Raw genomic sequence first — 26,082 nt, 5'->3', positions numbered from 1 at the left:
TTGCGAGCTGATGGGCTTGGGACGGCGCGTGCCCCGAAATGTTAGCGATGCAGCGCGTCCAGCCGAGCTTTCGCCTCCTTGATTCCTGCTGCATCGGCCCTGGCATACAGCGCCTTTGCTTTGGTCGCATCGCTGCGCGTGCCGTAAGTTCCCCATTTCGCCAGAACCAACGGATCGTAGGTTTCTGCCAGCGCAAAGCTCGCCTGCGCACTGCCCATCTCGACGGCGCGCTCAAGCACAAGCCGCGCCGCCCCTACATCGCCCTGCCGAAGCAGGGAACTGGCACGCGCCACCAACCCTGCAGCTTCCGCAACCTGCTCGGAAGCGGGCTGAACAACAGCGCGAGCAGGTGCCGGGGGTGCCTGCTCGGCGATCGGATTGGCAGCCACTCCGACGTAGCCGGACTTGTCTGGGCCACGCGAACCGGTCGTCACAACGTCTGACGCAACGCCGAGCCCTTTGCGACCCTGGGCCTCATAGGCATGGATCGCGCTCCGCGACAGGAAGAAGTTCTGCGCCCTCACGCCGGCGCTTTCGCCGCGCAATTGCTTCAACTCAGCGGCATCGGCTTCTATTGCTGTCTTCTGCAGCAAGACGTCCTCGTTTGCCTTTGCGGCCCTCGCCGTCTGGACCTCATTTTCGCGACGCACTGCTGCCAGGTCCTGTTCCAGGCGTGCGGACCGCTCACGCTCCTTTTGCAAATCCGCCGCGCCGCTCTTCCCCGCCGATGTCAGCCGGGACAGATCCTCGGCCGCTTTGGCTGCCAGTGCAGTTTTGGATTCGACATCGCGCCGCGCCGTCGTCAAATCCTGCTCCAGCTGTGCGGACCGCACGCGTTCCATTTGCAGGTCCGCAGCCGCGCTCTTGCCCGCTGCTTGCAGTCGCGATGTTTGCTCGCCTGCCTGCGTCACCAGCGCGGTCCTACTCTCGACATCACGTCGCGCCGCCGCCAGATCCTGCTCCAGCCGCGCGGATCGCTCGCGTTCCTTTTGCAGGTCCGCGGCGGCGCTCTTGACCACGACCTGCAGCCGTGTGGTTTCGTCGCCGGCTTTCGACACCAGCGCAGTCTTGCTCTCGGCATCACGCCGCGCCGCCACCAGATCCTGCTCCAGCCTGTCAGCCCGCTGACGTGCCGCCTGCAGCAGGTTCTGCGACTCTGCCGCGCCGTTCTCCCTCTCCCGTTTCAATCGGGCTGTTTCATCGCTTGCTTTCGCCGCCAGTGCGGCCTGGGCCTCGACTTCACTGCGAGCCGCCGCAAGATCCTGCTCCAGCCGGGCCAATTGTCCAAGTTCGACGGGTGCGGCTTTCTGAGCTGAAGCCGCGCCGCGTTCAGCCGCCCGCCTGAGCTCCGTCACTTCTTCGCCAGCCTTGAGCGCCTGCGCCTCATATGCGTAGATCGAGCTGCGCGCCTGGGAGAGTTCCTGTGCAAGCGCGTCGGCCTTCGCGCGCGATTGCCTCAGATCGACAACCACGGCTTCCGCGGACAGCTTCTGACGCGAGACTTCCTCGCCCGCCTTCGCCGCCAGCGCAGTTTGGGCCTCCAGATCACGCCGTGCCGCCGCGAGATCCCGCTCCAGCTGCGCGGACCGCTCATCTTCCTTTTTCAGGTCCGGTGTTCCGCTCGCCTCTGCGGCTTTCAGCCGGGAGGCTTCTTCGGCTGCCTTCGCCGCCAGCGCAGTCTGAGTCTCCAGATCACGCCGCGTCGCCGCGAGATCCCGCTCCAGCCGCGCAGACTGCTCGCGTTCCTGCTGCAAGTCGGCTGCGTCCCTCTCCCCCGACTGCCTGAGGCGGGACGCCTCCTCGCTCGCTTTCGTCGCAATTGAAGTCTGTGTCTCCAGCTCCCCTCGCGCGACCGCGAGATCCTGCTCGAGACGTGCGAACTGTTCCGGGTAGCGAAGCGACCCGGTATCGCTCGTAGTAGCCTGTCCGAGTTCGGCCAGTTCTCCTCCAGCCGCACGGGCTTGAGCTTCGTAGGCCTGGATTGCGCTCCGCGTCAAAGAAAAGCCGCCCGCCGGCACTCCGGCCTTTGCAGGCGGTTGCCTTGTCTCGGCCGTGCCGATCTCCCCCGCCCGCTTCAGCCGTGAAACTTCCTCGCCTGCTTGTGCCGCCAGCGCGGTCTGGGTCTCGACATCGTGTCGAGCCGCCACGAGATCCTGTTCCAGCCTTCCTGCCCTCTCCAGCACTTGTTGCAGCGCATCCTGCGCCCCCGCGCCACCCTGCACGGCTTGTTTCACCCGGGCAGCATCTTCGACGGCCTTGTTGGCCAGGGCAGTCTGGACTTCGAGGTCGCGTCGAGCCGCGGCGAGACCCTGCTCCAACGTCTCTGCCCTCTCACGCTCGTGCTCGAGGCGCTGCAGCAAGCCAATGTCAAGCCTTGCAGTGGAGAGTTCGCAGGACAGGCTGCCACCCAAATTGGGCTCCTGGTCCGAGGGAGGCCCGCTCTGGTCGCGCGCTTCCTGTACGATCAGCATCGGCCGCTTGGTACCGCTTTCGTCCCGCGGCGTAGCTTCGGAATTGCCGTCCTCCGCCGCTGCAGCAGAATTGACAATGCGAAGGGCCATCGTTTGCTGCGCATCTGCCGCGAGACGCACAGGATCGGGCGACGCCCGTGTTGTTTCGGGTGCCCATGCGGTTGCGAGCATGGCGACGGCCGTCGACCACAGGAGTACAGGCTGTGCAACACTGAGCAGGCGTCGCGGCGGCGCGCCTGCGATGTCGCCGGCGCGGCCTACTTCATTGTCGAGGAGAACCGTGCGGTCCATCCGCAGTCACCTTTCGTTTGGCGACACGATCTATCGAGGTGCGGCGTTAAGTGCCCTACCCTCGGCGCGAAGCCCATGATCCGGATTGAGGCCCCGCTCCCAATGTGACCACCTCGATTCCCACCTTCCCACCGAGATCGCTGTAACATTGTGCGACGTCACATTGTTAAGGAGCGGATTGTTCGTGAGCACCAACACCGCGAGCACGAGCACGGCTATCCGCCGTTTGCGGTTCGTGGCACTGCTGCATTTATTCTCCCATGGGACCCTGCCTTCGCCGATCCGAATTTTCATCGTAGTTTCGTGCAGTTCGCCCTCGCGCGCTATTTCCCCTTGGAGGAGCCCGCCTAACCCTTCCGGATTATGCGCTCTCCCAACCCTGACCTGACGCAGCAACGAGGAATCGATTGACCGGTGCATCACCGCGACCGGGAGCACCGCCTGACCGCTGGGATGGCAGGAGTTCGAAACACCGATCAATTGCGCACCGGAATATTTGCAGAGGTACGGATTCGCCGTGCCAGTGTCTTGGCAGTCGTCGGCGCCGTCGATCGCGGCAGCCTTCGCTCAACTGGTCTTTGACCACGGACACGGCCGGACTTGAGGCATCGATGGACCGGCGAATAATCCCCCTAGCGAGTGGCATCGTAGTTGCCCAAATTGATCGTGACTCCGGATGGCTCCGCGACAGTTCGACGGAATACCTCGGAATTTCCAGCCAACGCTCTGCAAAGAAGGGTAACTAATCTACACTCACTCGATTGCAGCGGGAGCAAATCGTGCGTTGCGCGCCTTCGATCGTTCGTAAGATTCGGAGCAAGGCCTCGATTTTGTAGTTGCGGGAGGCCTTATGGTCCTGGATAGGTCGCGCCTCGCGCGATACCGGTGATGATGCGAGTACACATCGCGAGACGCTGCTCCGGGGCCGTGCAGGGAAGCCATTCGGTGCGCATCGTCACCTTCCACACTGCCAGGAAAGGTTGCGCAAAGTCACAACCGAAATCATTGAAGCGGCGCAGAGACAGTGGCGAGATTTTTCCCGGCTCTCTGCAATTTTGTTGGGAATGGCCGGGAGGTGTCCGCCTATTGCCGGTCTCGCATGGAGACGAAGATGACCGACGAGCAGTTGATGCGCCTGAAAGTCTACGGGAACAATGTCCAGCGCTATCGCCGATTGCTCAAGGGCCACCTAACCGAACAAGAGAGGGAATTCGTCGAAAGGCGCCTCACTGAAGAACAGTTGGCGATCCAGAGGCTAAGGACGAATGGCCTAGTACATGGCACGTCGGAGATAGTGTGAACGGGTTATGTCCTCCGCAAGACCATGCGTCACGCTGATTTTTGACCGCAGCGCCGGGCGACAGCATGTAAATGAAGAACAGGCTCTCGAGAAGTTCCCGGCTTGTTCTAAAGGCTCGCACAGCAATGGCGGTCCTTAACGCTCAGCAATCGCAGTCGAATTCCTCAAGGGCCTAGCTTTGTTCCACGAACTTGTCGCCATTTTGCCCCGCCTCGTTCCCCGGTGTCTCATTCTGTTCATATATCTTACTAGGTAACACAGGCGTCATTTGTTCGCGGTCTGTTTCGCCGACACTTCGCGATGCAGTCGATCACGCCAAACCCGAGCATTGCCCGCAGGTGCCGGTAGAGCGTCAGTCAAAGCCTGCTTTATGCGTTCGGCCTGCTCCTTCGTCAGCTTCTCGGCAAAGCGGCCACCTTTTTCGAGCTGCGCCGGCCCCTTGAGTTCTCGATCATAAACCATCCAGTCGGTGCTTCCTTTCCGAACGAGGAATCTAGCTTGCTCAGGCGCGGTGAAATTCAACGATACCTCCCAATCAATTCAGTCCGCCGATCTCAAAAAAACACAGCCGGGGACGGTCTATTCCTAAACCGGGACACTGAAATTCCCAGCATCGCCTAGACTGCAAGGCCTATGCCGATACACCCCCGTTTCCGCGGAACCATGCCGCGGCGTGCGGTATGGCAATGACCCTGAGGTAGTTGATCTCCGCCGTTGCGCCTTGCATGACGCAGAGCCAGACAGTTCTCACAGCTCGGCCTTCCACTCTGCGGGTTCCGCTCGCTGTCACTCGCTCATCCGAGGTATCGCGCGGGCGACGAAGCCCACTTCGCCCGTATGGAGCCGTCTCTTCGACTTTACGAAGGGAACCGTGCCAACGAAGAGCGCCCGCGATGCGACATGCGCGCGACGTGATCAGAATAAAGGCCGCGGGTTAGCCGAGCCGCCCGATCGCGCGGCGCTGTTCTGGAAGCGCGCTACATCGTCCCGCATCGCTTCGCGCGCTGGGCGAGGTGCCGCTCACCGACCGCCGCCGATTCCAAGTCATTCCTTGAGATCAGGTTCAAGAGGCCGCCGTCCCAGCGCCAGCGGCCTATCCGTTACTCCCTGTCATGAAGGTGGCTTCGCAGATTAGCGCGCTGACCACGGCCATGCCGACGGTTGCGGCTTGTTCGCTTGCGGGCGCGCCGCATTCGGCGCCCGCTTATGCGTCTGGGTGACATTGGTCGGCGGCCGCGGACGCGGCACTGGTATTTCGGAGGTTATCTTTGGTTGTTCTGACGACGGCTTAGGCTCGTCAGGCTCTGCCTTTGGCGCCGAAGCGTTGGCGATCAGACTGGCCAGTTGTTCCTGGCTTGCGTTGAGCCGCTCGGTCATCGTCTTGCTGTCCTGCGCCATCTGAATCTGGGCAGCCTTGATCTGGCCGATGACATCGTTGTTGCGTGCTGTTTCCACCTGACTCGCCTTGAGTTGGCTTGCCACGCTTTCATTGTCGCGGACCAGTTGTTCTTGCCTCAGTTGCAGCTGTTCGACCGCCTGCCTTAAGGCAGCGAGATCGCGCGCCATCGGTTGGAGCTGCTGTGCAATATCCGGGGAAGGTACGACGGCAGTCGACGCAATGTCTTTCGGCCCGGCTTGTGTCAGAGGTGTGGGGTTTGAGGGGGATACGACCGGCGTACCAACGGAGGACCACCACCAAGTACCCCCAACAATGGATGCCAGCACAACAAAACCGATGGCGGCCGGATAGCGCCAATCTTCCAATCGATGAATCATTGCTCGCAACGTTCGAGGCACTTTCGTGCTGGTCGTTGGACTCAACGGACTGACTCCCGCTTCACGTGCGAAGTCCGAAAGCTGCTCCTCCAAGCTCGAGAGCCGCTCTTCCGCAACCTTGTTATCCAGCGTGGAGTCCATTTGGTGCTCCGCAACAAACAAAATGCAATCCGACCGAGAGCAGAACCAATGGCCGACTGAACGGTCCATTCAAGTGCGCAAATGGGAAAGCGGGTAGCGTACCGCAGCCTACGCGAGCAGGGAAGCGGCTCGACGCGCTTGAGCTCGCTCGGACTGCAAGGGCATTAGTCCGACGCTGAACGGCTTGCCGCCTCGGTCAGTGCCCCCGGCTGGAAACCCTCCTGGCAAGGTTTCCATGCCAGGCCACGAACTGTCTCCGGCAAACTACCGCTCGCGCCCTAGCAACACAATGGAACGTCTTAGGGCCCGGTGCCGCTATTCTACGGGAAATCGTTCCCGAACCAGTTCGGATGCGATGTCTGCCGATCGTCCTATGCTAGGGAGCTCCGCCGCACCGGTGCCAGGCTCCGCTGGCACGCGACTGTCGTGGGCGTTTCCTAGCGGGATCGCTGCTCGTCAAACACACTGCGCAAGCAAATAGCTGAGAGGCGCGTGGCCATAACCATCTTCAGCCGCCCCTAACAAACGTCCACTCGGGAACTTCAAACGGTAGGCCACGGGCCGACGGATAATGGGAATAACCTCCGAGGAGATCGAGCGCGGCCACTGCCGAGTGATAGGACCCAAAATCCTCCTCTTCGAAGAAGAAGTGAAATCGCCCGTTCAGCGGCACGATGCGAAACGTGCCGCCCTTGGAGCGGAATTCCCAATAGCCTGAGGTCATTGCCGCCGCCAGACGCGCCGACGACCGGTCCTTGCGGCCTCGAGCGTGCAAACGATCAACCTAACGTCATGGCCAATGTGGAAGCCTTTGAATGTCATATGAGGAGCGCCTTCGAATCGGGCTGATTCTACAGCGGAAAGACATTGTCAGCCAAAGCGCCGACCGACTTATCCATCGACTTTCAGAGCGGGCGGCTAACAGCGCGACAAATCGTCAATCGGTTGAAGCGCGGAATATTACGGGAGTAATGCAGGTCGTGGGCTGACAGCGGGAACTTGTGACATAGTGGATAAGCTACCCTGCGCGTTGGACAGACGCGTCGCGGTCGACCGGCTCATAAGACTGCCACCATCAATCAGGCACCCATTTGATGGAAGCCGGATCTGCCGGCCGCGTGGTCGTGTAAGTCACCAGGTCGTATCCTCGCTCGACGACGAGATCGGCAACTTCGATGAAGCCTTCGTTGTTCTCGTCCTTCGAGCTATGCAGCGTCACATCGCTCATGGACACATCCTGGCTTGTCAGGGACAGCCTGATCATTCCCTGATGGTCTCGAATTGGCCTGCAGATCGGAATGAGCCGCGCCTCGAAGTTTGTCGGGTGATAGGGTTTGAGACGCAGGTTCTTGTGGAAGGTTCTGTCTCCCTCGATCGACAGCACGCTCTTGCAGGCTGCCGAGTTCACCATGAGGCCGCGGATGGATGAATCCGACCCGATGTGGATCGGATACGTCTCGCCGCGTGCCAGCCGGACCCCCGAAAACGCGATCAGCCTCGACGAATACTCCACCGGTGCGCCCGCAATTTGATCTTTGAGCGGCACGCGTTCGTAAGCCGTGAATGCAAACGTGCGTTTGCACTTTGCAGTCTTGGCCGTCCTTATCTTAGTCAAGAAATTGCCAAGGTGCGTCGCTATCACGCCCGACAAGAACTCGGCTGGATGACTGCCGTCTGCATAGAGTTCCTTCGCGTCTACGTTCTTGGACTTGACGACCGCGGCAATGACATCTCTTACATCAAGATAGTACCAGTCCTGCTTCTGGCAGACGGAAATGCAGGCAGAGATGATCGTTCTTGATGCGTTGATGTCGCTCACCGGTATGCAGACAAAAACCGGCTCGCAATTGGCGCGTTTGGCGGAATGCCCAATCCACTCGACCCACCTCACAACATCGTAGTAATCGATCGCATTGGCGGAAAGCAGCGAAAAATCGATCACGCATGTATCGACAATGCAAAACTCCGAGCCTTTGAAGAAGTCGCCCTGGGCGAAGTACGGACCGAGCAAGGACGGAGATGCACCGATCCTTCCTGCCGATTTCAATTCAATTGTGTCATCGGCGTCCAGAAATTTCTGGAAAAAGCCTGCCTTCAGGATGCTGTTTGACTGTCCCAGGATCGAAATGCTCAGCGACATCAGATTGACTGCCCTCAGATGGAACCGCGCAATGACATCGAAAACGCACGATGAAGAACCCCGCAACACCGCGTCAATCGTCTATGTCGCGGCGACGTTATCAATTGTCGCGGCGTTCTGTCTACCATCGGCGGGAAGCGCGCAAAGCTCGCGAGCTGCATGCGACAAAACCGATACGCAATTCGCCGTAACCGCCGCGATGCCGGACAATGCCGATGCCTTGCGCAAATATGAGAGAAATGTGTCGGGCCTGTCCGGCGACGTCTCGACGGTCTTGCTTGGTGACTCGCTGGTTGAGGCGTGGCCGAGGGAACTATCAGCCTCGCTCGGCGCCGGGCCGGTGGCCAACCTCGGCGTCGGACGCGACAGGATTCAGAACACGCTCTGGTTCATCGAACACGAACGCGAGCGGCTGCGAAAAATCAGGCCGAAGTCCATCATCGTGCTGGTCGGGACCAACAACATCTATCTCGATAAGCCGTGCGGAGTGATGGAATCCTACCAAAAGCTGTTTGACGAGATCAGGTCGCTTTGGCCGAACGGCAAGATTTTCTCCATCCAGATTCTTCCGCGAGGCGAGCAGATGAAGGGTGCGGCCGAGAATATTGGATCTGTCAATGCCGAACTCAGCAGAAGGAGCCGGGAACTCGGAATCAGAACGATCGACGCCTCCGACATCGCATGCGGACGAACAACGCCGTGTGCCAATTACAAGAGCGATCTCCTGCACCTGACGCCATCCGGATACGAAGCCCTGACCAGGATCGCAAAGCAAGGCATTGGTTCATCGTAGGCTGCGCGGGAGCCATCAATGACGCTGAGGTGCGACCTGGTCTAGCTCAGCATCGAGATGATCGATTGCAGCTGATCGGATGCCGACGCCACGAGCCCGTCGAACGACGTCTGGCCGTGCGCCGCCGCCCGCAAGATGCATTCTGCAACGGCCGCCTTGAGACCGAACACGGATTGATCGGCCGGCACGCTTGCCATCACCGTCTCCAGCGCGTCGCGCATCGTCTGGATCAGTTCGGAGCTGAATTTCATGGCGATCCTCCGCGTGCTCAGGATAGACCGGGCGCGCCACGCCACCACTCACAAGCCCGCGATTCCGGATTGCCTTTTCTTAATGCAATGACAAGCCGATGAATCGGCGAAGCGCTAGAGCTCCTTCTCGGCCAGCTTGCGGAAATCGTCGGGCACCGAACGAACGACCTCCAGCGCCGCCGAACCGTATCCGATCGCATCCCAGCCAAAACGATCGCGGACCTTGTCGATGGCACAGTCCGCGGCCCAGCGGGCCATCCCGATCGGACTTCCAGGGCGAAGCGCTTGATCGGCCAGTCCGAGCGGGAGCTCGAGCGCAAGATCCCAGTTCTCCTCGAGATGTGACACCGAGATTGCCAGCAACGAAATGATTTTCTCGCTTGGGTGGTCAGCAAGCGTGGCGCGCACCAGCTTCTCGGCGAGGCTGGCGAGGATCACCGTCGTGCACACGGGCGCATCGAGCGTCATCGAGCGCGTCACCGATTTCAGGCCGGCGAAGCGAACGCGCACCGTCACGGTTCGTCCAGGCCGGGATTTCGCCCGGAGCCGCGTGGCGACGCGGTCGGCGAGATGAAGCAGCGTCGGCCGAATGACCTGCTCGATCGCGGGCTTTCGGCCAAGCGCCGATTGTGCTCCTGCCGATCGCGCGCGCCGATGCGGGGTGAGTTGTCGCGGATCGCGATTCCAGGCCAGCGCGGCGAGTTTCTCGCCCGCCGCCGGACCGAGCAGCCGCGTCAGCGACCGCTCCGACAATTTGGCGAGTTGACCGATCGTCGAGACGCCGATCGCGTCCAGTCGTGTCCTGGTGACCGGCCCTACTCCCCACATCAATTCGACCGGCAGTTCGTGTAGGAATCGGAGCTCGGCGTCGGGATCGACGACGACAAGTCCATCGGGCTTTGCGACCTGCGAGGCGATCTTCGCCAGATGCTTGGTGCGGGCGACGCCCACCGAGATCGCAAGGCCGAGCTCAGTGCGCACGCGCCGCCGGATCGCCGCGGCTATTTCGGCGGGCGTTCCGAACAGATGCGTGCAGCCTGCAACGTCAGCAAACGCCTCGTCGATCGAAATGCGCTCGACGAGCGGCGTGAAGTCGCCGATCACCTTGATGGCTGCGTCACCCAGCCTTTGGTAATCGCTGAAGTGGCCGCCGACGAAGATCAGTTGCGGGCAGAGCCGGCGAGCTTCCCGTCCCGACATGCCGCCGTACACCCCGAAGGCCTTGGCCTCATAGGAGGCGGCAAGCACAACCCCGCCTCCGACGGCGATCGGCTTGCCTCGCAGCGATGGCTCAAGCAGCTGCTCAACCGACGCGTAAAACGCATCCAGGTCCGCGTGAAGGATGGTGGCTGCGGCTGCCATCTCAACCCGTTCATCCCTGACCTGACCAAAACTGCTCGTCCTTGGACGCTACGATAGCTAAAAGAACAAAACAAGAACAAATTCAACTCCAGTCGACCAGGAATGGCCGCCGGTGCTGGCGATCTCCCGGCGAACGTTGGGCGCGCTGTGGTGCCAAGCATCGATGCGGGCTGCCGGTCGCTGTCGAAGCAATCACCGCGAGGCGGTTGAGAGGTCGCTCGACGTCCACGGGCGTTCTCTGCCGAGGACGAGCGCGATTGCGCGCAGCTCTCGCGTCCCGCTGCGCCAGCTCGCTCATGAGCCGGCGTTGTTTGACGAACAGGCTTTTTCGGGTAGAGATCAAGGCATGACCGACCACTCTCATCAGGTGGACTTCCAGGCTGCGGCCTCGCTTTACAAATGGCCTTCTCTCGGCAATTCCAGGCGAGAGGATCGCGCGCCCTATATGATCGTCAACGGAACGCTCGACCAATGCATCCGGGACTTCATGGGCAAGCCCGAGAAGACCCGGCATCTCTACGAGATCCGGACCACGTCGCAGCCTCCCCTCGTGCCGGATGTGCTGTCGCCCGAGCACGTGATCGAGCTCTCCAGGCTTCGCGAGTTCCTCTGAGGCGCTTCAGCGGACGTGACCCTGACGCGTCTCGTTCGCAGGCAGACTTATCTATCTGTCGTGCGCCGGAAGGCGCATTGTTTGCCTCTGAGGGAGCCGCTACACTTGCCTGACTCTCCGAGTGACGGACGTCCGCGCCGGCATGATTGATCCGCTTCGGCCTCGTCTGCGGTTCGCACATCGCCGGCACGGGAGCGGAGCGGCTGCACGACCGGTTGCCGGGGCATCGAGAGGCGCCACATGAGGTTCAATCTGGCGATCTTGAGCGTGCTGGCCGCAAGACCCGAGCAACGGATTCCGCTTGAAGAGGTCAGCCGCGAAGTCAAGCGCATGATCGCTGCGGGCGATGCAGCCACGAAGCTGAAGCGATCGTCGGAGCTAGGCGACGCCGACGTCTTCCAATCCGGATGGGCTTCGATCAATGAGGCCGGGCTGCAGATCACGGACTCCGGCCTCGCGCTATGGCGCTCGCTTGAAGCATCCCGCGTCGAACAGGAACTCAGCGAGCAGGAGCTCGGCGAGCAGAACCTCAAGGAGCGGGAGCCCGGCGAACGGCAAACGGAGCCCGTGGAGACGGTTGCTGCCGACCCGCGCGATGCGATCAGCGATGCCGTTGCCGAACGGCCCGACGCGATTGATCGGCAAGTCCCTCGGGTGATGGAAGCAGGCCTTGCCGATCGCACGACCTTGGGCACAAGCCGCGCAATGGCAGCACCCGACCCACCCGCGCGCGCGCCGATCATCCCCGAGCCGGCATTTGGCTCCATTCACGAGCCGGACCGAAACGTTTCCCGGCTCTCGCACTTTGTAAAACTCCTCGGCACCGGCATCCCGCGATTTGCCCGGGCGCGGCGGCGGCGCTCCGAGGACGACGTGCCGGATCGGAAAGCGGTCAAGGGCGTCGGAATGCCGGGGCTGGCCGTTGCGTGCCTCAGCCTGATCTCGGTCGTTGCGTGCGTTGCCGCAGCGATTGCACTCGGCCAGATCACCTCGCTGAAGTCGGACAACGCCACGCTGCGGCGCGAGCTGATCCCGTTGAGGGAACGTCTCGTACGACTCGAACAGGACGCAGCGAAACGCGAGGCCGCCCAGCAGGACGAAGCGCAAGAAAGGGTCCGGGCGGAAAAGAAAGCCTCTGACGCCGGTAGCGAGCACGCCGCGCTCAATCTGTCGCGGGAAGAAATCCAGTTGATCAGGGAGTACATCAAGGCCGCGCCATCGGCCGGCGCGGCCGGACCGCCGATCAACGTCGGCGATCCCGTCACCGGCGGAATGATCCCGCTGCCGTCATCGTTGATCGAGAAGGTGCCCCGGCTCGTCGGTGCGCGATTTGCCACCCGCAACGGCGTCATCGTCATCAGCACACGCAACAGTCGACGCGTCGATGCCGTGCTGACGCCAAACTAGACCATCCCACTTCGCAATCTTCAAGCTCCTCGACAGCCGTGGCCGGCGAGATTAAGATTTGAGGATTGTTAAGGTACCTCGCCAATTGGGTTCGTTCTGCCAAATTTTGCTCTGTAATGCGCTCCGCTTAGCCGGCCTCCTTTTTTAGCACGCGTACGTGCGACGCTCGTACCATTCGACTGCACCAAACTTCCTGACGGCAGCATTTACGGCATGAGGTTCAGCTTGGCGCAGCACATATTCAATTTCAGCAAGAATTTTCCTTCGCGCGACGTCAATCTGACGCAGCCTAGCATACGAGGTGACAACAGCGCCTGCGTATTCCGAGCTTGAATTTAGCTCCTCAGTTGCCAGGACAAAATTCTCCCTTGTAGATGCCAATCCGTGGCGAATAGCGTTCATTCGTGAACGCGCTTTGCCTTCTTTTGTACGGGGCCCCGTGCTCTTAAGCGCGTTGCGCCGGTTCGCTTCGATCTGCTTTTGCGTGGCCATAAGTCCATCCCGATCAGCTTGAGGGGCGGTTTTCGGCGCGTGTCAAATACCTAGCCTCCAGGTCCCTGGAAATATTGCGTAGACGCTTTTCCTTTGAAGCGATCATGCTCTCGAGCGTTGCCAACGACGGCAGGGAAAGGATGAACGCCTCTCCCTCGACCGCCTGCGGCACAAAGCCTGCCGCTTCAAAATCTTTGGACGACTTCTCCTTGTGCTTGGGGTCCGCATAATATTTGTCTGCGTCGAGGTGACCCGTCGCTTGCAAACCAGCGGCCGCGCCGGCCAGGGCGGCTCCCGGATGGGTCTTCCGCAGCATCGATTCGACAGCCGGACGTTCCTTCAGACGCATGATTGCCACTTTCATGCGCTCGTAACGCATAATCTCTACCGTCAACGTCGTCGCCCGGCAGACCATCCAATACTCCGCATCGGTTTCTGCGTTGCCAGCGCGGGTCCGTTCATAAGAACGAAAGATCTCGATCAAATCGGACCGGCTTTCACCCGGCATTAGAGGCGGGTTTTTCAACCAAGCCCGCACAAAGAGCGGAACGCGTTCGACAAGGTCGTTCTGGCTTTCGGCTTTTTTGCTGGATGTCTTGGTCGTCTGGCTTTTTCGGTTGATCAACCGGCATTTGCTTTCTCCTAAACTGGCTGGCACCGAGTGTGCAGCTCAGTCGGATAAAAGCAGTTCATTCGTGTCTCTCGAAGAACATCGCGGTGGGAGAAAGTGGGCAGCCTAATCTATTTGACTGATGAAGGCCTCTTAGTCGCGAACCGAACGATCGAGTCAATGGTGACGGGAGCGAGGTTATGTTCACGGAGGAATTGCTGCAACGGAGGCAACACAAGTTCGAGAAATTCTCTAAATTGACCTACCTCGACGTAAACGACCTCTCCCTTCTGCAAACGAGCCATTCCAATCCGCGCATGAGCTAACCGCAACAACGCTGCCGGTCGAGTTCGAGGCTGAACTCTCGTGGGAGATCCAGCGTTACCGCCTTTGCGCCACCGGCTGCTTGCGACCTGCCCGCAAAAGGCGGTTGAGGCCGCCTTACGCCGTATCGACATGGCCGGGATCGGACGAGGCCACGGCAAAACGCGCTGAGCTGGCGGCTCGATCCTGCTGCCGTGATCGAAATCGAGGCGTGTCTGGCGTCGTGAGGTTTCGATAAGCTCTACATCAACACCGACGTCTACGTCCATGCGCACGAGGTCTTCGTTTTGGTCGAGAGCCTACTCAATGCCGCGCAGGCCAAACGACTCGTGCTCATCAGGGAGATCAAGAAACATCGCTTTCTGGCCTAGCGCGTTCGGCGTGATCGTGCCCGCGAGACCAGTTCGCTTTGGCCAGGATGAACTATATCGGTTGAAGACGACGCGCGACTTCGCGGATCGTCGCGCCTTTGGCTCGAACTCCATTCACGAAACGGGTACGCCAAAAGTGCCAAATATCCTGATGGCATCGGATTATCAACGCCAAATTCCTTCGGCCTCTGTCCCTTCGGAAGGTAGACGCTTCCGAACAGCCAATCGTAGAACGAGATCATCCCGGCGAAGTTCTTATCCCTAGCTTCCTTCTCGCTGCTGTGGTGCCAATGATGAAATTCCGGCGAGACCAGGACGTACCGTAGCGGACCATAGTTCAAGCGCACGTTGGCATGAGCGAGATAGGCCTGCCAGTAGTAGACGAGAAAGTAAGTCCCGATCGCTTCTGTGGAGAAGCCGAGCGCGAAGAGCGGAAACAGCGAGCCAGCCTTCATGAATATCACGTCAAGCGGATGCTGATGAACCGCAGCGAGCCAGTCGAGTTCTTCGACAGCGTGATGAACGGCATGGATCTGCCACATCGCGGGCACGGCATGCAGGATGCGGTGGGTCCAGTAGACCCCGAGGTCCCCGATCAAGATCACGAGCAACACCTGCACCAGATAAGGAAGACCGGCGATCGCCTGCTTCACTGCCGACGGCACTATCGATTGATTGACCAGAATGGCCATCGTGACGATAACGATCACGCCGACCATGATCAGCCACCCGTTGACAAACTGGAAGGCCATATCGGTTAGCAGGCCACGTCTGAAAAGCTTCTGAGGCCTCGCAGCAAATAATCGCTCGATCGGAACGAAGATCAAAAGCGTCAGCAGAAATTTGCTCAGTCCAAATAGCTCATCCATTCAAATGGCCGCCTTGAAAGGGCGAAAGTCTACCACTTGCCTCCCAATTCGCCAATTGCGCTGCAATCGGCGAAGTGATGGTTCAGTTCGTGCCGGCGATGAGGAGGAGGTTGTTCAGTACGGGCGTCGAGCAGAAAGCCACGACAAGGGCCACGTTGTAAACGTTCTTGCTGCGCCAAAGCAGCCACGTCACGAGGTCGGCGCAACCCAGCAACAGGCACGACCGCAACAGGAGCGCTTTGACCCGATTCACTTTTAGGCCTTCGATGCTGAAGATGCCTGGCATGGTCATTTCAATGGATCCTGAAGCAATCGCGGAGTTGAAAGAGTCGGCGAGGACGCAATTGGAGGATGCCTAAGCCAAAAAGCTTATATTTTCCCAAGCTCCCGCCGATGCGCTTCAAGGGCTGGGTGGCTTGAACAGCGCCCCTCGAGGTTGTCCCCGCCCCAAAGGGTCGGTTTGGCGGACCGATTGCATGGCTGAGGCAAGACGGAACAAAATAGGAACAATCGGACCAAATTCAAGCTTGTCTCCCTGCAGGCTCGTCGCTGAACAGCAGTCAAACAGGCATGGTTAACGTCGGTGATTCAGGTTTCCTGCAGATTGGATGAAGGCTGCGCGTCGCGCGTCCCCTTCGCGTACCAAACAGGATGAGGTCAAAAATGCGCAGGAAATCCCACAAAAATCGCGGCTTGCACTCCCTCAAGGTTTAAGGAAATATGAGTGTTTCAGCATCCGGAAGACGGATGCCTTCTATCTTTTGTTCGTTCTTCTATTGGCAATTGGATTTCCGCTGGCAAAGCCGAAGGGGCTGCCTACCGACCCAAGACGACATTGAATCGACGAGTCATTCTTCATGTCGAGTGAGATCGCAAACGCCGTTTTTCTAGCGGCGCTGTTTCTAGGTGTCATCTACGGCAGTCGCATCTTGGAGACAAGGTGGCCCATTGCGGACGTCCCCTACTCCGAGTTTCGTGATGACTGGTTCGCGGTGATTGTGAGCGTCGGATTAGCAAGTTTGCTCGCTCCGATCGCAGCGATCATTGCAGGCAAGATAGCTAGCTACACCGGCGTCGGCTGGATTGTGTTACCGACCGAAGGTTACTGGTGGTACGCCTCTCTTGCGTTCGTTGTAGTGGCGATGGATCTCTACAAGTACACATTCCATCGTCTCCAGCACGCGATCCCGTTCCTTTGGTCGATGCATTCGTTCCATCACAGCGCGAACTCGGTTACGTTCATCACCGGCGCCAGACATTATTGGCTCGAGCGAGTGCTGGCTGACGCCTTTCTTCCAATCCTGGCGATCTTGCTTCGGGTCCCGCCAGACATGGCAATCGCGGCGGCGTTTATCTTCTTTATTCCCGACGCTTGTGCGCATCTGAACGTCCGCATCCCGCTCGGCCGGTTTGTGACCTGGATCAACAACCCGCAATGGCATCGGATCCATCACTCGGTCCGGATCGAGCATCGGGACAAGAACTTTGCCGCCTTCTTTCCGCTCTGGGACATTCTGTTCGGCACGGCGTATGTGCCGAAGCCTGACGAGTATCCCGCAACGGGCCTCGTGCCTGCCGAACAAGTGGACGTCGTCAATAGTGTGATCTGGCCAATCCGACATCTGCGGCATCGAGCGTCCAAGAATGAAGCGGCGACGACGGGACGATAGGCGCCACCTCGGCGGCAGGTCGCACCGCTTGCCGGGATGCGTTGATTGACGGACAAGTTTTATGGGATAGATATCCTCCGATGACTGACAACGCTCATCAGGTGGACTTCCAGGCCGCGGCCTCGCTTTACAAATGGCCGTCTCTCAACAATTCCAGGCGAGAGGACCGGACGCCCTATATGGTCGTCAACGGAACGTTCGACTAATGCATTCGCGACTTCATGGCCAAACCCGAGAAGACCCGGCATCTCTATGAGATCCGGACCAGGTCGCAGCCTCCCCTCGTCCCCGACGTGCTGTCGCCGGAGCATGTGCTCGAGCTCTCCAGGCTTCGCGAATTTCTCTGAGGCGGGCTTCGGCCCGCGCGACCCTGACGCGTCTGTCCGCAAGCGAAACAGCGGCCGCATCGGCGCAGTGCTGATGCCGAACTAGCTTCCCGCCACAGGATTTTGGCCGGCTCGACACGCCCGGCGGCCAGAGCGTTTTCGGGCGAAGTGGCCGCCGGTTCGCGTGAAGAAAACGCGTCAAAACGAGAATCTAGAGCTACTGATTCAATCAGAACCGAAGCTCTAGCATTTCCTGAATCCACGCCATGATGCTATCTTGAACGTGTTTTCCTTCGAGGATGAATTAACCATCCCGGCGATTTCGTTGCCTTTTCAATTTTCGATACTAGCGATCTTTACTCGCTAATTTGGCACCGCGTGCCGCATCACTATTCAGAAGCACCATGCATTTTGATAGCCAGGTAAACCTTCGAACGATATCCGCACCTGCACTGCGCTTTGCGCCCGTGATATATCCTGCGGCGCTTTTCCTCTCTGCGCTGTTGCTGTTCGCGATCGAACCGATGTTCGCAAAGATGGTGCTGCCTCGGCTTGGCGGTGCGGCAGCCATCTGGTCAGTTGCAATGGTCTTCTTCCAGTCGGCGCTGCTGCTGGGCTACGCCTATGCGCACGTGCTCAGCCGCACATTGTCGCCGGGGCCATCGGCTCTCGTTCATCTGGGGCTCCTGGCAATTGCCGCCGCGACATTGCCGGTCGGCATCGCTCAAGGCTTCGAAACGACGCCACAGCAAGGGCTCGAACTCTGGCTGATGGCATTGTTTGCCGCCTCGATCGGCTTGCCGTTCGTCGCGCTCGCCGCCACTGCTCCCCTGCTGCAGAACTGGTTCGCGGCGAGCGGCCATCCGCAGGCTGCCAATCCCTACCTTTTGTATGCGGCGTCCAATTTGGGCTCGTTCGTCGCGCTCATGACCTATCCCTTTGTTGTCGAGCCGCTGCTGACGTTGCGGACACAGATCGAGATGTGGTCACTCGGCTACTTCCTCTTGACGGTGGCGATCATGGCCGCCGCGCTCATCGTTGCAGGCGCGGCCAAGCGTTCGATCAACCCCGCAAGCCCTAGAACCGCCACCGCGCCCACGGCCACCGAACGAGCGATGTGGACCGTGCTGGCCGCGATCCCCGCCGGCCTTGTGATCGCCGTCACGGCTACGATCTCGGTTGATCTGGCGGCGGCGCCGTTCCTCTGGGTCGTGCCGCTGTCACTTTACCTTTTGACCTTCGTGGCGATCTTCCGCGAGCGTGCCTGGGTCGCGCACACACGCGTGCTGAAACTGGTGCCGTTTGCTGCTGTGGCGCTCGTCGCAACCGCGTCGATCGTGGTGCGACCGTATTTCGGCGCCCTGTTGGTGATACATCTCGCGAGCTTCCTGGTGATCGCACTCGCTTGTCATGGCGAACTCTATCGCCGACGGCCGGAGCCGGCGCGCCTGACGGAATTCTACCTATGGACCTCATTCGGCGGCATGATCGGCGGAATTTTCGCCGGCTTGATCGCGCCGCACCTATTTGACGGTGTCGCCGAGTATCCCATCCTGGTCCTGGCCGCGCTGCTGGCGATGCCCGGCGCGTTTGACGGTGGGCCGGGCCGGATGTTGCGGCAGAGTGGTCCCGGCCTGGCATTGGCCGCCTTGACCCTCGGCATGGTTTGGCTGCACGTTCGCATTCCGGCCAGCGCGGCGCGGCCGATCGACATCGTGCTCATCCTGCTGGCCGGCGCGATGGTGCTGGTGCGTCGGCAACCAGCCAGGTTCTTCGGCCTTGCGGTGCTCGCCTTCGCGATTGCCAAGCTCGATCCCCTGTTCGCACCCATCGAGCAAGTCCGCAGCTTCTTCGGCGTGCATCGTGTGGTCGAGGATCGCTCCGGGCAATTCCGCCTCCTGATGCATGGGACCACCGCCCATGGCGCCGAGCGCGTGCGCAATGCAGATGGGACACCGGTTAGCGGCCGCCCCGAACCGACCACATATTATTATTTCGGCGGTCCGATCAGCGACGCGATTGCTGGGGCTCGCCGTGCGCAGGGACGGCTGACGCGAGTTGCGGCAGTTGGGCTCGGCACCGGCAGCCTCGCTTGCCACCGGCATGACGGCGAGCAGTGGACATTCTTCGAGCTCGATCCGCAGGTGGTCCGCATCGCACGCGACCCGGCTCTGTTCCGCTTCCTGTCGGAATGCGGACCGGATATCCGCATGGTGCTCGGAGATGCGCGGCTGACCCTTACGGCATCTGCGGAACGCTACGATGTGATCGTGCTCGACGCGTTCTCTTCCGACGCGATTCCTGTGCACCTGATGACGCGCGAGGCGTTTGCGGGATATCTATCGCACCTCTCCGCCCACGGTGTCATCGTTCTGCACATCTCGAACCGGCACATGGCGCTGCGCGGACCTGCAGCTGCGGTCGGCAATGCCGAAGGTCTCGCCGTTTTTGCCAAAGCGCAGTTTCCGCCTGACATGACCGACGACGACATGCGCAATCCAGCCGACGTCGTTGTGTTTGCCCGCGATGTAAGGGATCTCGGCGACCTGCCCGAGCAGGGATGGACGCGCCTCGAACCCGGCGCGCGGGCGGCATGGACCGACGACTACGCCAACATTCTCGGCGCCGTGCTCGACGCGAAACTCGGGCGCTGGACCGGGCAGTGACAGACCACATCATCCGCCACGGGTCCCGCGAGGTCAGGACCTGCAAGTCAACACAAGTCGCGCGGCCATCAGCCTACGGCTGATTGTTCGGCGGCCTTTCGATGAACTTGCGGCTGCCGTTGAGAAGCTCGAGGTTGTTGGCAATCACCGGATTGCCCGGATCGAGCGAATACGCCTTCTCGAACTTCTTCCGCGCCGCGCTCAGATTGCCGCGCAGCATGTAGGAATAACCCTGGTCATTCAGGATTTGCACGGTCTCGCCGCCAAGCCGGATCGCCGACGCATAGGCCTGGTCGGCAAGATCGAAGCGCCGGATCCGGTCATAGCTCGCCGCGAGTCCAACCCAGGCCGTCACGTCCTTCGGCGATTTCTCGACGGCATCCTTGAAATAGCGCTGAGCTATGCCGTAGTTGCCGCGGTTGTACTGCTCCAGCCCCATCCGCACCGGCTCGTCGGAGGGATAGTATTTGACGTCGGTCGGCTCCTGCACGGGGTCGCCGCCCGGCGGATCCACCGGCGCGACGATCGCCGCCTCCCGCGTGGTATAGTCGCAGGCCGCGAGGCCCGCAGCCAGCCAGCAGCAGGCGAGCGCCGGAATGAGACGCCGTAATGCTCGTCCCATGTTCCAGCTCCAGCGACTTCCCTGCGTCATTCGAAAACCCATCGTGAAACTACCTAACAAAAAACAGACGGCGCGATCCGACACTGTCAGCGCAACAACCCAATCCTCAGCTCGTTACCTGCCGCCTCCTCCTACCCCGACGGCCACCGATCCTCCGGTCCCAGCCCCCAATCCGGTGGTGTTGACGTTCTGAATTGTGGTGACGGGCGGAGCCTGGCCCATTGCTCTGGTCGGATCGCCCATGTCGGGTAGCTGATCGACCGGCCGCGATGTGGTGCCATAGCGTTTCACAGCCTCGCCGGTGCGCCGCGCGTCATACGCGATCCTGCGATCGCCGACATAGGCCGGCCAGGGATGGATCGTGTGGGTGGCGGCGTTGACCTCTTTGGCGTTGCCGGCGCTCATCGTGATGGTGTCGGAGCGCTGGACGTAGCGGTCCATCTCGTCATGACCGTAAACGCCGTAGCAGCCGCCGAGCAGGAAGGGTGCGAGCAGAGCCAGATATCGGAGTGTCATCTCTCGCCTCCTCTAGTTCAGGGTTTTCACGACGGGCTGGTTCGCAGCCGCGGCGGGTGGCGGCGCGCGCACGACCGCATCAGGCGCGATGATGTGGCCATACGGTCCCTTCACCTCGCCGCCGGAATTGATGTAGTCATCGTAGCGCTTGCGAACTTCCATCTGGCCATTGAGGAAGAAGTCGACATCGTTGGCCGGCAGGCGGGAATCGAGCGGGGACGCCAGTTGCTGGCCGGGTGCCGCCGGCGCGACCAGGCGCGGCGTCACGATGATGACCAGATCGGTCTCCTCCTGCTGGTACGACTTGCTGCCGAACAGGCTTCCGATCACCGGCACCGAGCCGATCCACGGCAATTGCGAGACGTCCTGCCGGTTGCGGGTCTGCAACAGGCCGGCGATGGCAAAGCTCTGGCCGTCGCGCAGCTCAACCGTGGTGCGCGCGTCGCGGCGGGTCAGTGACGGAACGGTGGTGCCTTGGATCGACACCGCATTGGAGAAGTCGAGCTCGCTGACCGAGGGCTCGACGCGGAGGTTGATCACGCCGCGCGAGAGCACGGTGGGGACGAAGGCCAGTTCGACGCCGAACTTCTTGTAGTCGATCGACACTGTTGGGAAGCCGTTCGACGATTGAGTCGGGATCGGCACCGGGAATTCGCCGCCAGCCAGGAAGCGGGCAGCATCGCCAGACAGCGTGGTCAGGTTCGGCTCCGCAAGTCGGCGGGCCAATCCTTTGGTTTCCAATGCAGTAATCAGAAGGTCCACGGAACTACCGTTGCTGGTCCTCAGAATACTGGTCAGCAGGCTTCCGAACGGGATCGGAGCTACACCGCCCGCCGAGCCAATAAGTGTCTGTGCAGTTGCAAGCAGGGGAAGGCTGCCAGTCGGATAGGCACCCACGTTATTGCTGCTGGTTATGTTTGTACTCGTGGAGTTTGTGGAAGTAGTCGTAACCCCATCAACGGTGCTGATTGAGTTAGTAGTCGCATTTCCATTACTGTTGATCGAGTTCCCACCAATAGGCACGCGCCTCGCAGTGGCACTGCCTAATCCTGTATTCGCGACATTGGTGCCGTTGGCGTTGGCGGCAAAAAGGTTCACGCCGAGATCGCGTCCCGCCTGCCGGGAGACCTCAAGGAAGCGCACCTCGAGCATCACCTGCTGCGGCGCTGCAACGCTCATCGCATTGACGACGATGCCCCCCTCGGGAACGCTGCCTTTGGCGATCGCCAGCGCCTTCTCCGCGGCGACCGCATCGGCAGCCATTCCGCTCAGCACGACCTGGCCTTCGGACGCAGAGACACGAATGCCGCGCGTACCTGTACCTGACGAGATGTTCTGCTGCAGATTGCCGATATCGAGGGTCACCTCGACATCGAGAATGCCGATCTGCTTCATCGAGTTGTCGAACAGGATGACGTTGGTGGTCCCGGTCTTCTTGCCCTGGACGTAGATCAGGTGATCGCTCAGCGACTTCACGTCGACGATGTCGGGCGAGCCGGCCACGATGGTCGCAAAGGCCGAGTCCACCCTGAAGGTGCGTGACTTGTTGAGGGTCACCTTGACCCGCTGGACCTCCGTCACCTCGCTGACAAAGACGCTGCCGGAAGAGGACTGCCGCCGCTCGGCCGCCGACGCGTGATCTGCCGAATTAAACACCGCAAGCGCGCCACCGAGAGCGGTCAAGCCCAAGGCGAGGAAGTTACGTCCCGCGCTACCCCATACGCGACCGCCACTCATTCGAATCCCCTTCGCCACTGCTGTCGCAGCTATCCGTAAATTTACGGCTCCCCGGCGTCCTCACTAGTCTCCTTCGTGCACCACGCCGTAGAGCTTACAATTTGTCGGATTACAAATAGTTACTTGCGAATTTCCATTCCCTGGCAGGCTCGAGCTGGTCACTAGCCAGCTGGATCGAGCAATGTCCCGGCGCCAGGCCGCAAATGGCGGCATCTGGATCATCCCCCGCTGCGCGCCTTGATTGCAAGGAAAGAGCTTCGCCAAGCTCCAGCAACTCTTGAGAAAACTCCCTGATGTTGCCACCGTGCACCACTTCCGCAGCTTGCCCAGGCTATTCGCCGGCCAGCCCAGCGGGCAGAGGCGCTCCTGGCGGCTGCCGCTCCAGCAAACCGCCCCCATCGGCCCCGACGAATCGGGCCACGTCAGAATGGAATCTTGGTCGTCACGCTCGGCGCGTTGAGCGTGGTGCCCCAGACCGGCATCAGCATCTTGAAGTTGGGCGAAGATGCCGTCACCGTAAGAACGGACGTCCCCGTCGTCGTGCTCACAGTCGGCGTGATGCTGAGGCTCGTATTATACAGGAAGGGAGCGATTGCTTGCTTCTGCGCGGTCGTCAGCGGATCGCTGGGACAGCTGGGAGTCGTCTTGTTGAGCTCGGCGTTCACATAACAGTCTGCGATCATAGTGGCCCGTGCACTGCCATTCGCTAGCGCCCGCAACGACTGCAGTGTAATTGCGTAGCGTCCGAGATCGAAGATCGCGAAGATCAGAGTAAAGAGAGGCACGGCGATGAGGCAAAATTCTAACGCCGCCACACCGCGCTGATCGAGCTTTCTCTTTGTTGCACCAATGCCAGATGCGCGCATGTCACTGCACCAGCCTGACGAGCTGAGAAGTCGGCAGCGCGGTCTTTGGGCAGCCCTTTTGGGTGAAATTGACACTACCGGCGAACGTAATTTGCTTCGCTATCAATTCCGAGCAACCATTGACGTCGATGCTGGAGTTGCCTGAAAACGTCAACGACTGGTTCGGATAATACATGATGCCATTGGTGATCGTGATAGTTGTTATTCCCGTGAACTTCTTAGCATCCGTCTCGGTGTCATAAATCGCTGTTGCTCCAATCAAAGCCGCATAAGGCTGTAGCGAGGCAGGCAGCGCGGCCGGTGTCGTGTTGGGCGCTTTGAGCGTCATGTTTATGTGGTTGCTCTTCCCAGTTGCCACGCCCGGCAACAAAATGATGGTCGCACCAGCCGCACCGGCAACGAGGCTTGAGGAGTTTCCCTTCATGCTAAAATCGGTGCCCGAGAAGAAGTACGTCCCGCTCAAAGTACAGCCGGCCGAGCATGTGCTGCCATTGATGCTGTAATCCTTGTTCGCACAGGGTGTAGCTACCGTATAAGCAACAGGTGCGCCCCCTGGCCCTGCCCCACATGCCGGCAAGCTAAGAGAACTGAGAGCGGCATTTAGGGCAGTATACGGATCAACCACAGGTGGCATATAAGTACTGACATTTTGACACAGCGCAGCGGTACCCGTGCAAGTACCTGACGCTTGGCTAGCACCAAGACTTACATTCCCAGAGCTGACATTCTTGAAGTCGATCGACGCACCTGGGCCGGTAAAATTTGACGCGAATCCGCAATTGGGCGAATTGACGCTGATGCCATTGTCTTGAAACGATATCGGCCCGTTCAATGCCAACACACACGGGTTCGTCGGATTCTTGATCGCCGCGACGGCTACCGCACCGATGGTCACGGTGGATACCCCAACCAGTTTTGCCATATACGTCGGCTGCGTCTGGCTGACAGTGGCTTGCACATAACTTCCGGCCGTCCCGCCCCACGACGAGAGCGAAGCGATTTGAACGTTCTGCGAGATTCCCGTGGGAAGGCTCGTCGAACATTTAGAGCCGGGATAGGACGTATCGCCCGAATTGCAGAACGTGTTCTGCGCAGCAAATTGCTTGCCGCGGTAGATATAATCTTGCGCAGTATCGCAACCTACGCCTCCGGCGATCGTACATGCCACCCGCAGGGCGCCCGAATAGGCGGCCGCGTCGGCAGCATTCTGTGCACGCTGCTGGGTGACATACCAGCCCCCGGCTTCGCCTCCGAGCGCGAGCGCGCCGATCATGGGTATCATCGCGACCGCGGTTGCGAATGCAGCCGATCCTCGGCGGCAACGGAGCACGTTACGCATGGCACACTCCTATTGAAACCGTTCGGTATAAGGCAACGTGTACGCACAGGAATTGGTATTGCCGCTCGTGCACAACGCCGACCTCAGCACCATCGGCGTCAGCGTGACGGTCGTGCTGTAGGAATAGTACTTTGGCGACGCAGTGTTGGTGCTCGAGCACACGGCGTTGCTGTCGCCGCAGATCAGCGTGATGCTCGTAATCGGGTAACGCGAATCCGCCTTGGCCAGCGCGGTCGACGCCCAGCTCGAGGAATTCGACGCGTCGGGCGGCGGCGAGTACTGGATGGATTGCCCGAACGCGCGCAGCGCGTCCCACGCCGATGCATATTTGTAGCCCGCGATCGCAAGATCGGAGAGCGGCAGAAGCACAAGCATGAGCAGGAACAGGTAGACGATCGGCATCTCGAACGCGACGGTGCCGCGTTGATCGGCGATCAGAGAACGCTTGGGGCTCACACGATTTTTCCTGCTGTGCATGGCCACTCACCAAACGTAGGGAATCAATCTCCAGCGCGATGCTTCGTAGCTGGAGTATTCAGGAAGATTGCGCCGAAGCACGTCCTCCTCGTACAAGATCCGGCAGACCTGAATGCCGATGTGCAGGATCAGCAGGGCCACGGTCATCAGGCTCAGATGCTGCAACACGACACCCAGGAACACGATTTCTTCCGACAGATAGAGCGGGTGCTTGATCCAGCGGTACGGACCGGTCTGCACCACCGAACGGGCCTGCGGGACCACACTGAAAGACCGCCCGAGATGCCGGATGGTGACGAGTATCATGACCATGCCGGTCAGCACGCAAACCGTCGACGCCAGGTTCGGCAGTGCCCCCTCGGTCTTGGCAAAGAACGTGATGGTCCACGGCCAATAGGTGCCGACGAATGCCGCTATCCTCGGCAGCACGCCCTCCGCCTGCGCCTTCGCAGGCGCCCGGGTCAGCACCAGCAGCGCCAGCAGCAGGTAAAACACCGCGAGACAAAGGCTCGACACCAGCGACGGCCAGGGTTCACCGGCCGACGTGCCGAGCTTGACCGTTACGGTCAGCCCCAGCAGCAGGAACCACGCACTGCCCAGCAATCGGGTGATCCGATCGTAAGCCAGGTTCGTCGACGACAGAGTCATTGTA

26 protein-coding genes are annotated in these 26,082 nt (G+C 60.3%); 8 read left to right on the top strand and 18 right to left on the bottom strand.

Going from position 1 to position 26,082, the window contains the following annotated elements; translation table 11 throughout:
• Positions 1-41: 41 nt before the first annotated feature.
• Positions 42-2,762, bottom strand: a complete 2,721-nt coding sequence (locus JQ573_RS00200) for a hypothetical protein (protein WP_212315371.1) — start codon at positions 2,760-2,762, stop codon at positions 42-44.
• Positions 2,763-3,873: 1,111 nt separating this feature from the next.
• Between JQ573_RS00200 and JQ573_RS00195 the strand changes: the two genes are divergently transcribed.
• On the top strand, positions 3,874-4,062 hold the full coding sequence (locus JQ573_RS00195) for a hypothetical protein (protein WP_212315373.1): 189 nt from the start codon (positions 3,874-3,876) through the stop codon (positions 4,060-4,062).
• A gap of 264 nt (positions 4,063-4,326) precedes the next feature.
• Here JQ573_RS00195 and JQ573_RS00190 read toward each other — a convergent pair whose 3' ends face one another.
• The 4 genes from JQ573_RS00190 to JQ573_RS00175 form a co-directional block, all read right to left on the bottom strand.
• Positions 4,327-4,584, bottom strand: a complete 258-nt coding sequence (locus JQ573_RS00190) for a hypothetical protein (protein ID WP_249131166.1) — start codon at positions 4,582-4,584, stop codon at positions 4,327-4,329.
• Between the two features lie 609 nt (positions 4,585-5,193).
• A complete protein-coding gene (locus JQ573_RS00185; protein WP_212315375.1) occupies positions 5,194-5,979 on the bottom strand; it encodes a hypothetical protein in 786 nt (261 codons plus the stop codon).
• Between the two features lie 508 nt (positions 5,980-6,487).
• Positions 6,488-6,703, bottom strand: coding sequence for a hypothetical protein (locus JQ573_RS00180; RefSeq protein WP_212315377.1), 216 nt, complete (start codon positions 6,701-6,703; stop codon positions 6,488-6,490).
• A 351-nt stretch (positions 6,704-7,054) separates the two neighbouring features.
• Complete coding sequence (locus JQ573_RS00175) at positions 7,055-8,119, bottom strand: hypothetical protein (protein WP_212315379.1); 1,065 nt, start codon at positions 8,117-8,119, stop codon at positions 7,055-7,057.
• On the opposite strand from JQ573_RS00175, the gene JQ573_RS00170 reads away from it, so the two are divergent.
• Entirely contained in the window at positions 8,106-8,912 is an 807-nt protein-coding gene (locus JQ573_RS00170; RefSeq protein ID WP_212315381.1) for a GDSL-type esterase/lipase family protein, read from the top strand. The genes JQ573_RS00175 and JQ573_RS00170 overlap by 14 nt on opposite strands.
• Positions 8,913-8,953: 41 nt before the next feature.
• Here JQ573_RS00170 and JQ573_RS00165 read toward each other — a convergent pair whose 3' ends face one another.
• Both JQ573_RS00165 and dinB read right to left on the bottom strand, forming a co-directional pair.
• Positions 8,954-9,163, bottom strand: a complete 210-nt coding sequence (locus tag JQ573_RS00165; protein WP_212315383.1) for a hypothetical protein — start codon at positions 9,161-9,163, stop codon at positions 8,954-8,956.
• Positions 9,164-9,277: 114 nt separating this feature from the next.
• Positions 9,278-10,525, bottom strand: a complete 1,248-nt coding sequence (dinB, locus tag JQ573_RS00160) for a DNA polymerase IV (protein ID WP_212315385.1) — start codon at positions 10,523-10,525, stop codon at positions 9,278-9,280.
• Positions 10,526-10,871: 346 nt separating this feature from the next.
• On the opposite strand from dinB, the gene JQ573_RS00155 reads away from it, so the two are divergent.
• Complete coding sequence (locus tag JQ573_RS00155; protein WP_092125468.1) at positions 10,872-11,138, top strand: hypothetical protein; 267 nt, start codon at positions 10,872-10,874, stop codon at positions 11,136-11,138.
• A 261-nt stretch (positions 11,139-11,399) separates the two neighbouring features.
• Positions 11,400-12,545, top strand: a complete 1,146-nt coding sequence (locus JQ573_RS00150; RefSeq protein ID WP_212315387.1) for a hypothetical protein — start codon at positions 11,400-11,402, stop codon at positions 12,543-12,545.
• 144 nt (positions 12,546-12,689) lie between these two features.
• On the opposite strand, the gene JQ573_RS00145 is transcribed toward JQ573_RS00150, so the two are convergent.
• The 4 genes from JQ573_RS00145 to JQ573_RS00130 form a co-directional block, all read right to left on the bottom strand.
• Positions 12,690-13,037, bottom strand: coding sequence for a hypothetical protein (locus tag JQ573_RS00145; protein ID WP_212315389.1), 348 nt, complete (start codon positions 13,035-13,037; stop codon positions 12,690-12,692).
• A gap of 13 nt (positions 13,038-13,050) precedes the next feature.
• On the bottom strand, positions 13,051-13,662 hold the full coding sequence (locus JQ573_RS00140) for a hypothetical protein (protein WP_212315391.1): 612 nt from the start codon (positions 13,660-13,662) through the stop codon (positions 13,051-13,053).
• A gap of 676 nt (positions 13,663-14,338) precedes the next feature.
• A complete protein-coding gene (locus tag JQ573_RS00135; RefSeq protein ID WP_212315393.1) occupies positions 14,339-15,211 on the bottom strand; it encodes a sterol desaturase family protein in 873 nt (290 codons plus the stop codon).
• 82 nt (positions 15,212-15,293) lie between these two features.
• Positions 15,294-15,503: a hypothetical protein gene (locus JQ573_RS00130; protein ID WP_212315515.1), complete on the bottom strand. Its 210-nt coding sequence runs from the start codon at positions 15,501-15,503 to the stop codon at positions 15,294-15,296.
• A gap of 565 nt (positions 15,504-16,068) precedes the next feature.
• Between JQ573_RS00130 and JQ573_RS00125 the strand changes: the two genes are divergently transcribed.
• The 4 genes from JQ573_RS00125 (at position 16,069) to JQ573_RS00115 (ending at position 19,873) form a co-directional block, all read left to right on the top strand.
• Positions 16,069-16,881, top strand: a complete 813-nt coding sequence (locus JQ573_RS00125) for a sterol desaturase family protein (RefSeq protein WP_212315395.1) — start codon at positions 16,069-16,071, stop codon at positions 16,879-16,881.
• An 80-nt stretch (positions 16,882-16,961) separates the two neighbouring features.
• Positions 16,962-17,087, top strand: coding sequence for a hypothetical protein (locus JQ573_RS40540; protein WP_283815034.1), 126 nt, complete (start codon positions 16,962-16,964; stop codon positions 17,085-17,087).
• A gap of 15 nt (positions 17,088-17,102) precedes the next feature.
• Positions 17,103-17,228: a hypothetical protein gene (locus tag JQ573_RS40535; protein WP_283815033.1), complete on the top strand. Its 126-nt coding sequence runs from the start codon at positions 17,103-17,105 to the stop codon at positions 17,226-17,228.
• Between the two features lie 503 nt (positions 17,229-17,731).
• A complete protein-coding gene (locus JQ573_RS00115; protein WP_212315396.1) occupies positions 17,732-19,873 on the top strand; it encodes a fused MFS/spermidine synthase in 2,142 nt (713 codons plus the stop codon).
• A gap of 73 nt (positions 19,874-19,946) precedes the next feature.
• Here the strand turns inward: JQ573_RS00115 and JQ573_RS00110 are convergent, their stop codons facing one another.
• From JQ573_RS00110 to JQ573_RS00080, 7 genes are all read right to left on the bottom strand, one after another.
• A complete protein-coding gene (locus JQ573_RS00110) occupies positions 19,947-20,495 on the bottom strand; it encodes a tetratricopeptide repeat protein (protein ID WP_249131165.1) in 549 nt (182 codons plus the stop codon).
• 114 nt (positions 20,496-20,609) lie between these two features.
• Entirely contained in the window at positions 20,610-21,011 is a 402-nt protein-coding gene (locus tag JQ573_RS00105; RefSeq protein WP_212315397.1) for a hypothetical protein, read from the bottom strand.
• A gap of 12 nt (positions 21,012-21,023) precedes the next feature.
• Positions 21,024-22,748, bottom strand: coding sequence for a type II and III secretion system protein family protein (locus JQ573_RS00100; protein WP_212315398.1), 1,725 nt, complete (start codon positions 22,746-22,748; stop codon positions 21,024-21,026).
• A 422-nt stretch (positions 22,749-23,170) separates the two neighbouring features.
• Positions 23,171-23,614, bottom strand: coding sequence for a TadE/TadG family type IV pilus assembly protein (locus JQ573_RS00095; RefSeq protein ID WP_212315399.1), 444 nt, complete (start codon positions 23,612-23,614; stop codon positions 23,171-23,173).
• A gap of 1 nt (position 23,615) precedes the next feature.
• A complete protein-coding gene (locus JQ573_RS00090; RefSeq protein WP_212315400.1) occupies positions 23,616-24,953 on the bottom strand; it encodes a pilus assembly protein TadG-related protein in 1,338 nt (445 codons plus the stop codon).
• Between the two features lie 9 nt (positions 24,954-24,962).
• Positions 24,963-25,409 carry a hypothetical protein gene (locus JQ573_RS00085; protein WP_312011289.1) on the bottom strand — a complete coding sequence of 149 codons (447 nt, stop codon included), beginning with the start codon at positions 25,407-25,409 and terminating at the stop codon, positions 24,963-24,965.
• Between the two features lie 27 nt (positions 25,410-25,436).
• Positions 25,437-26,078, bottom strand: coding sequence for an isoprenylcysteine carboxylmethyltransferase family protein (locus JQ573_RS00080; RefSeq protein ID WP_249131164.1), 642 nt, complete (start codon positions 26,076-26,078; stop codon positions 25,437-25,439).
• Positions 26,079-26,082 lie beyond the last annotated feature (4 nt).

This window comes from Bradyrhizobium sp. AUGA SZCCT0105 (assembly GCF_018129565.1).
GTDB lineage: Bacteria > Pseudomonadota > Alphaproteobacteria > Rhizobiales > Xanthobacteraceae > Bradyrhizobium.
This window is presented reverse-complemented; position numbering and strand designations above follow the sequence as displayed.

Excerpts from the sequence above, each read along its gene's own strand:
- dinB (WP_212315385.1), bottom strand. The coding sequence starts at position 10,525 with ATGGCAGCCGCAGCCACCATCCTTCACGCGGACCTGGATGCGTTTTAC.
- JQ573_RS00135 (WP_212315393.1), bottom strand. The coding sequence starts at position 15,211 with ATGGATGAGCTATTTGGACTGAGCAAATTTCTGCTGACGCTTTTGATC.
- JQ573_RS00080 (WP_249131164.1), bottom strand. The coding sequence starts at position 26,078 with ATGACTCTGTCGTCGACGAACCTGGCTTACGATCGGATCACCCGATTG.
- JQ573_RS00165 (WP_212315383.1), bottom strand. The coding sequence starts at position 9,163 with ATGAAATTCAGCTCCGAACTGATCCAGACGATGCGCGACGCGCTGGAG.
- JQ573_RS00130 (WP_212315515.1), bottom strand. The coding sequence starts at position 15,503 with ATGACCATGCCAGGCATCTTCAGCATCGAAGGCCTAAAAGTGAATCGG.
- JQ573_RS40535 (WP_283815033.1), top strand. The coding sequence starts at position 17,103 with ATGGCCAAACCCGAGAAGACCCGGCATCTCTATGAGATCCGGACCAGG.
- JQ573_RS00145 (WP_212315389.1), bottom strand. The coding sequence starts at position 13,037 with ATGGCCACGCAAAAGCAGATCGAAGCGAACCGGCGCAACGCGCTTAAG.
- JQ573_RS00095 (WP_212315399.1), bottom strand. The coding sequence starts at position 23,614 with ATGCGCGCATCTGGCATTGGTGCAACAAAGAGAAAGCTCGATCAGCGC.
- JQ573_RS40540 (WP_283815034.1), top strand. The coding sequence starts at position 16,962 with ATGACTGACAACGCTCATCAGGTGGACTTCCAGGCCGCGGCCTCGCTT.
- JQ573_RS00090 (WP_212315400.1), bottom strand. The coding sequence starts at position 24,953 with ATGCGTAACGTGCTCCGTTGCCGCCGAGGATCGGCTGCATTCGCAACC.
- JQ573_RS00180 (WP_212315377.1), bottom strand. The coding sequence starts at position 6,703 with ATGACCTCAGGCTATTGGGAATTCCGCTCCAAGGGCGGCACGTTTCGC.
- JQ573_RS00185 (WP_212315375.1), bottom strand. The coding sequence starts at position 5,979 with ATGGACTCCACGCTGGATAACAAGGTTGCGGAAGAGCGGCTCTCGAGC.
- JQ573_RS00100 (WP_212315398.1), bottom strand. The coding sequence starts at position 22,748 with ATGAGTGGCGGTCGCGTATGGGGTAGCGCGGGACGTAACTTCCTCGCC.
- JQ573_RS00155 (WP_092125468.1), top strand. The coding sequence starts at position 10,872 with ATGACCGACCACTCTCATCAGGTGGACTTCCAGGCTGCGGCCTCGCTT.
- JQ573_RS00200 (WP_212315371.1), bottom strand. The coding sequence starts at position 2,762 with ATGGACCGCACGGTTCTCCTCGACAATGAAGTAGGCCGCGCCGGCGAC.
- JQ573_RS00170 (WP_212315381.1), top strand. The coding sequence starts at position 8,106 with ATGCTCAGCGACATCAGATTGACTGCCCTCAGATGGAACCGCGCAATG.
- JQ573_RS00195 (WP_212315373.1), top strand. The coding sequence starts at position 3,874 with ATGACCGACGAGCAGTTGATGCGCCTGAAAGTCTACGGGAACAATGTC.
- JQ573_RS00115 (WP_212315396.1), top strand. The coding sequence starts at position 17,732 with ATGTTCGCAAAGATGGTGCTGCCTCGGCTTGGCGGTGCGGCAGCCATC.
- JQ573_RS00105 (WP_212315397.1), bottom strand. The coding sequence starts at position 21,011 with ATGACACTCCGATATCTGGCTCTGCTCGCACCCTTCCTGCTCGGCGGC.
- JQ573_RS00125 (WP_212315395.1), top strand. The coding sequence starts at position 16,069 with ATGTCGAGTGAGATCGCAAACGCCGTTTTTCTAGCGGCGCTGTTTCTA.
- JQ573_RS00110 (WP_249131165.1), bottom strand. The coding sequence starts at position 20,495 with ATGGGACGAGCATTACGGCGTCTCATTCCGGCGCTCGCCTGCTGCTGG.
- JQ573_RS00175 (WP_212315379.1), bottom strand. The coding sequence starts at position 8,119 with ATGTCGCTGAGCATTTCGATCCTGGGACAGTCAAACAGCATCCTGAAG.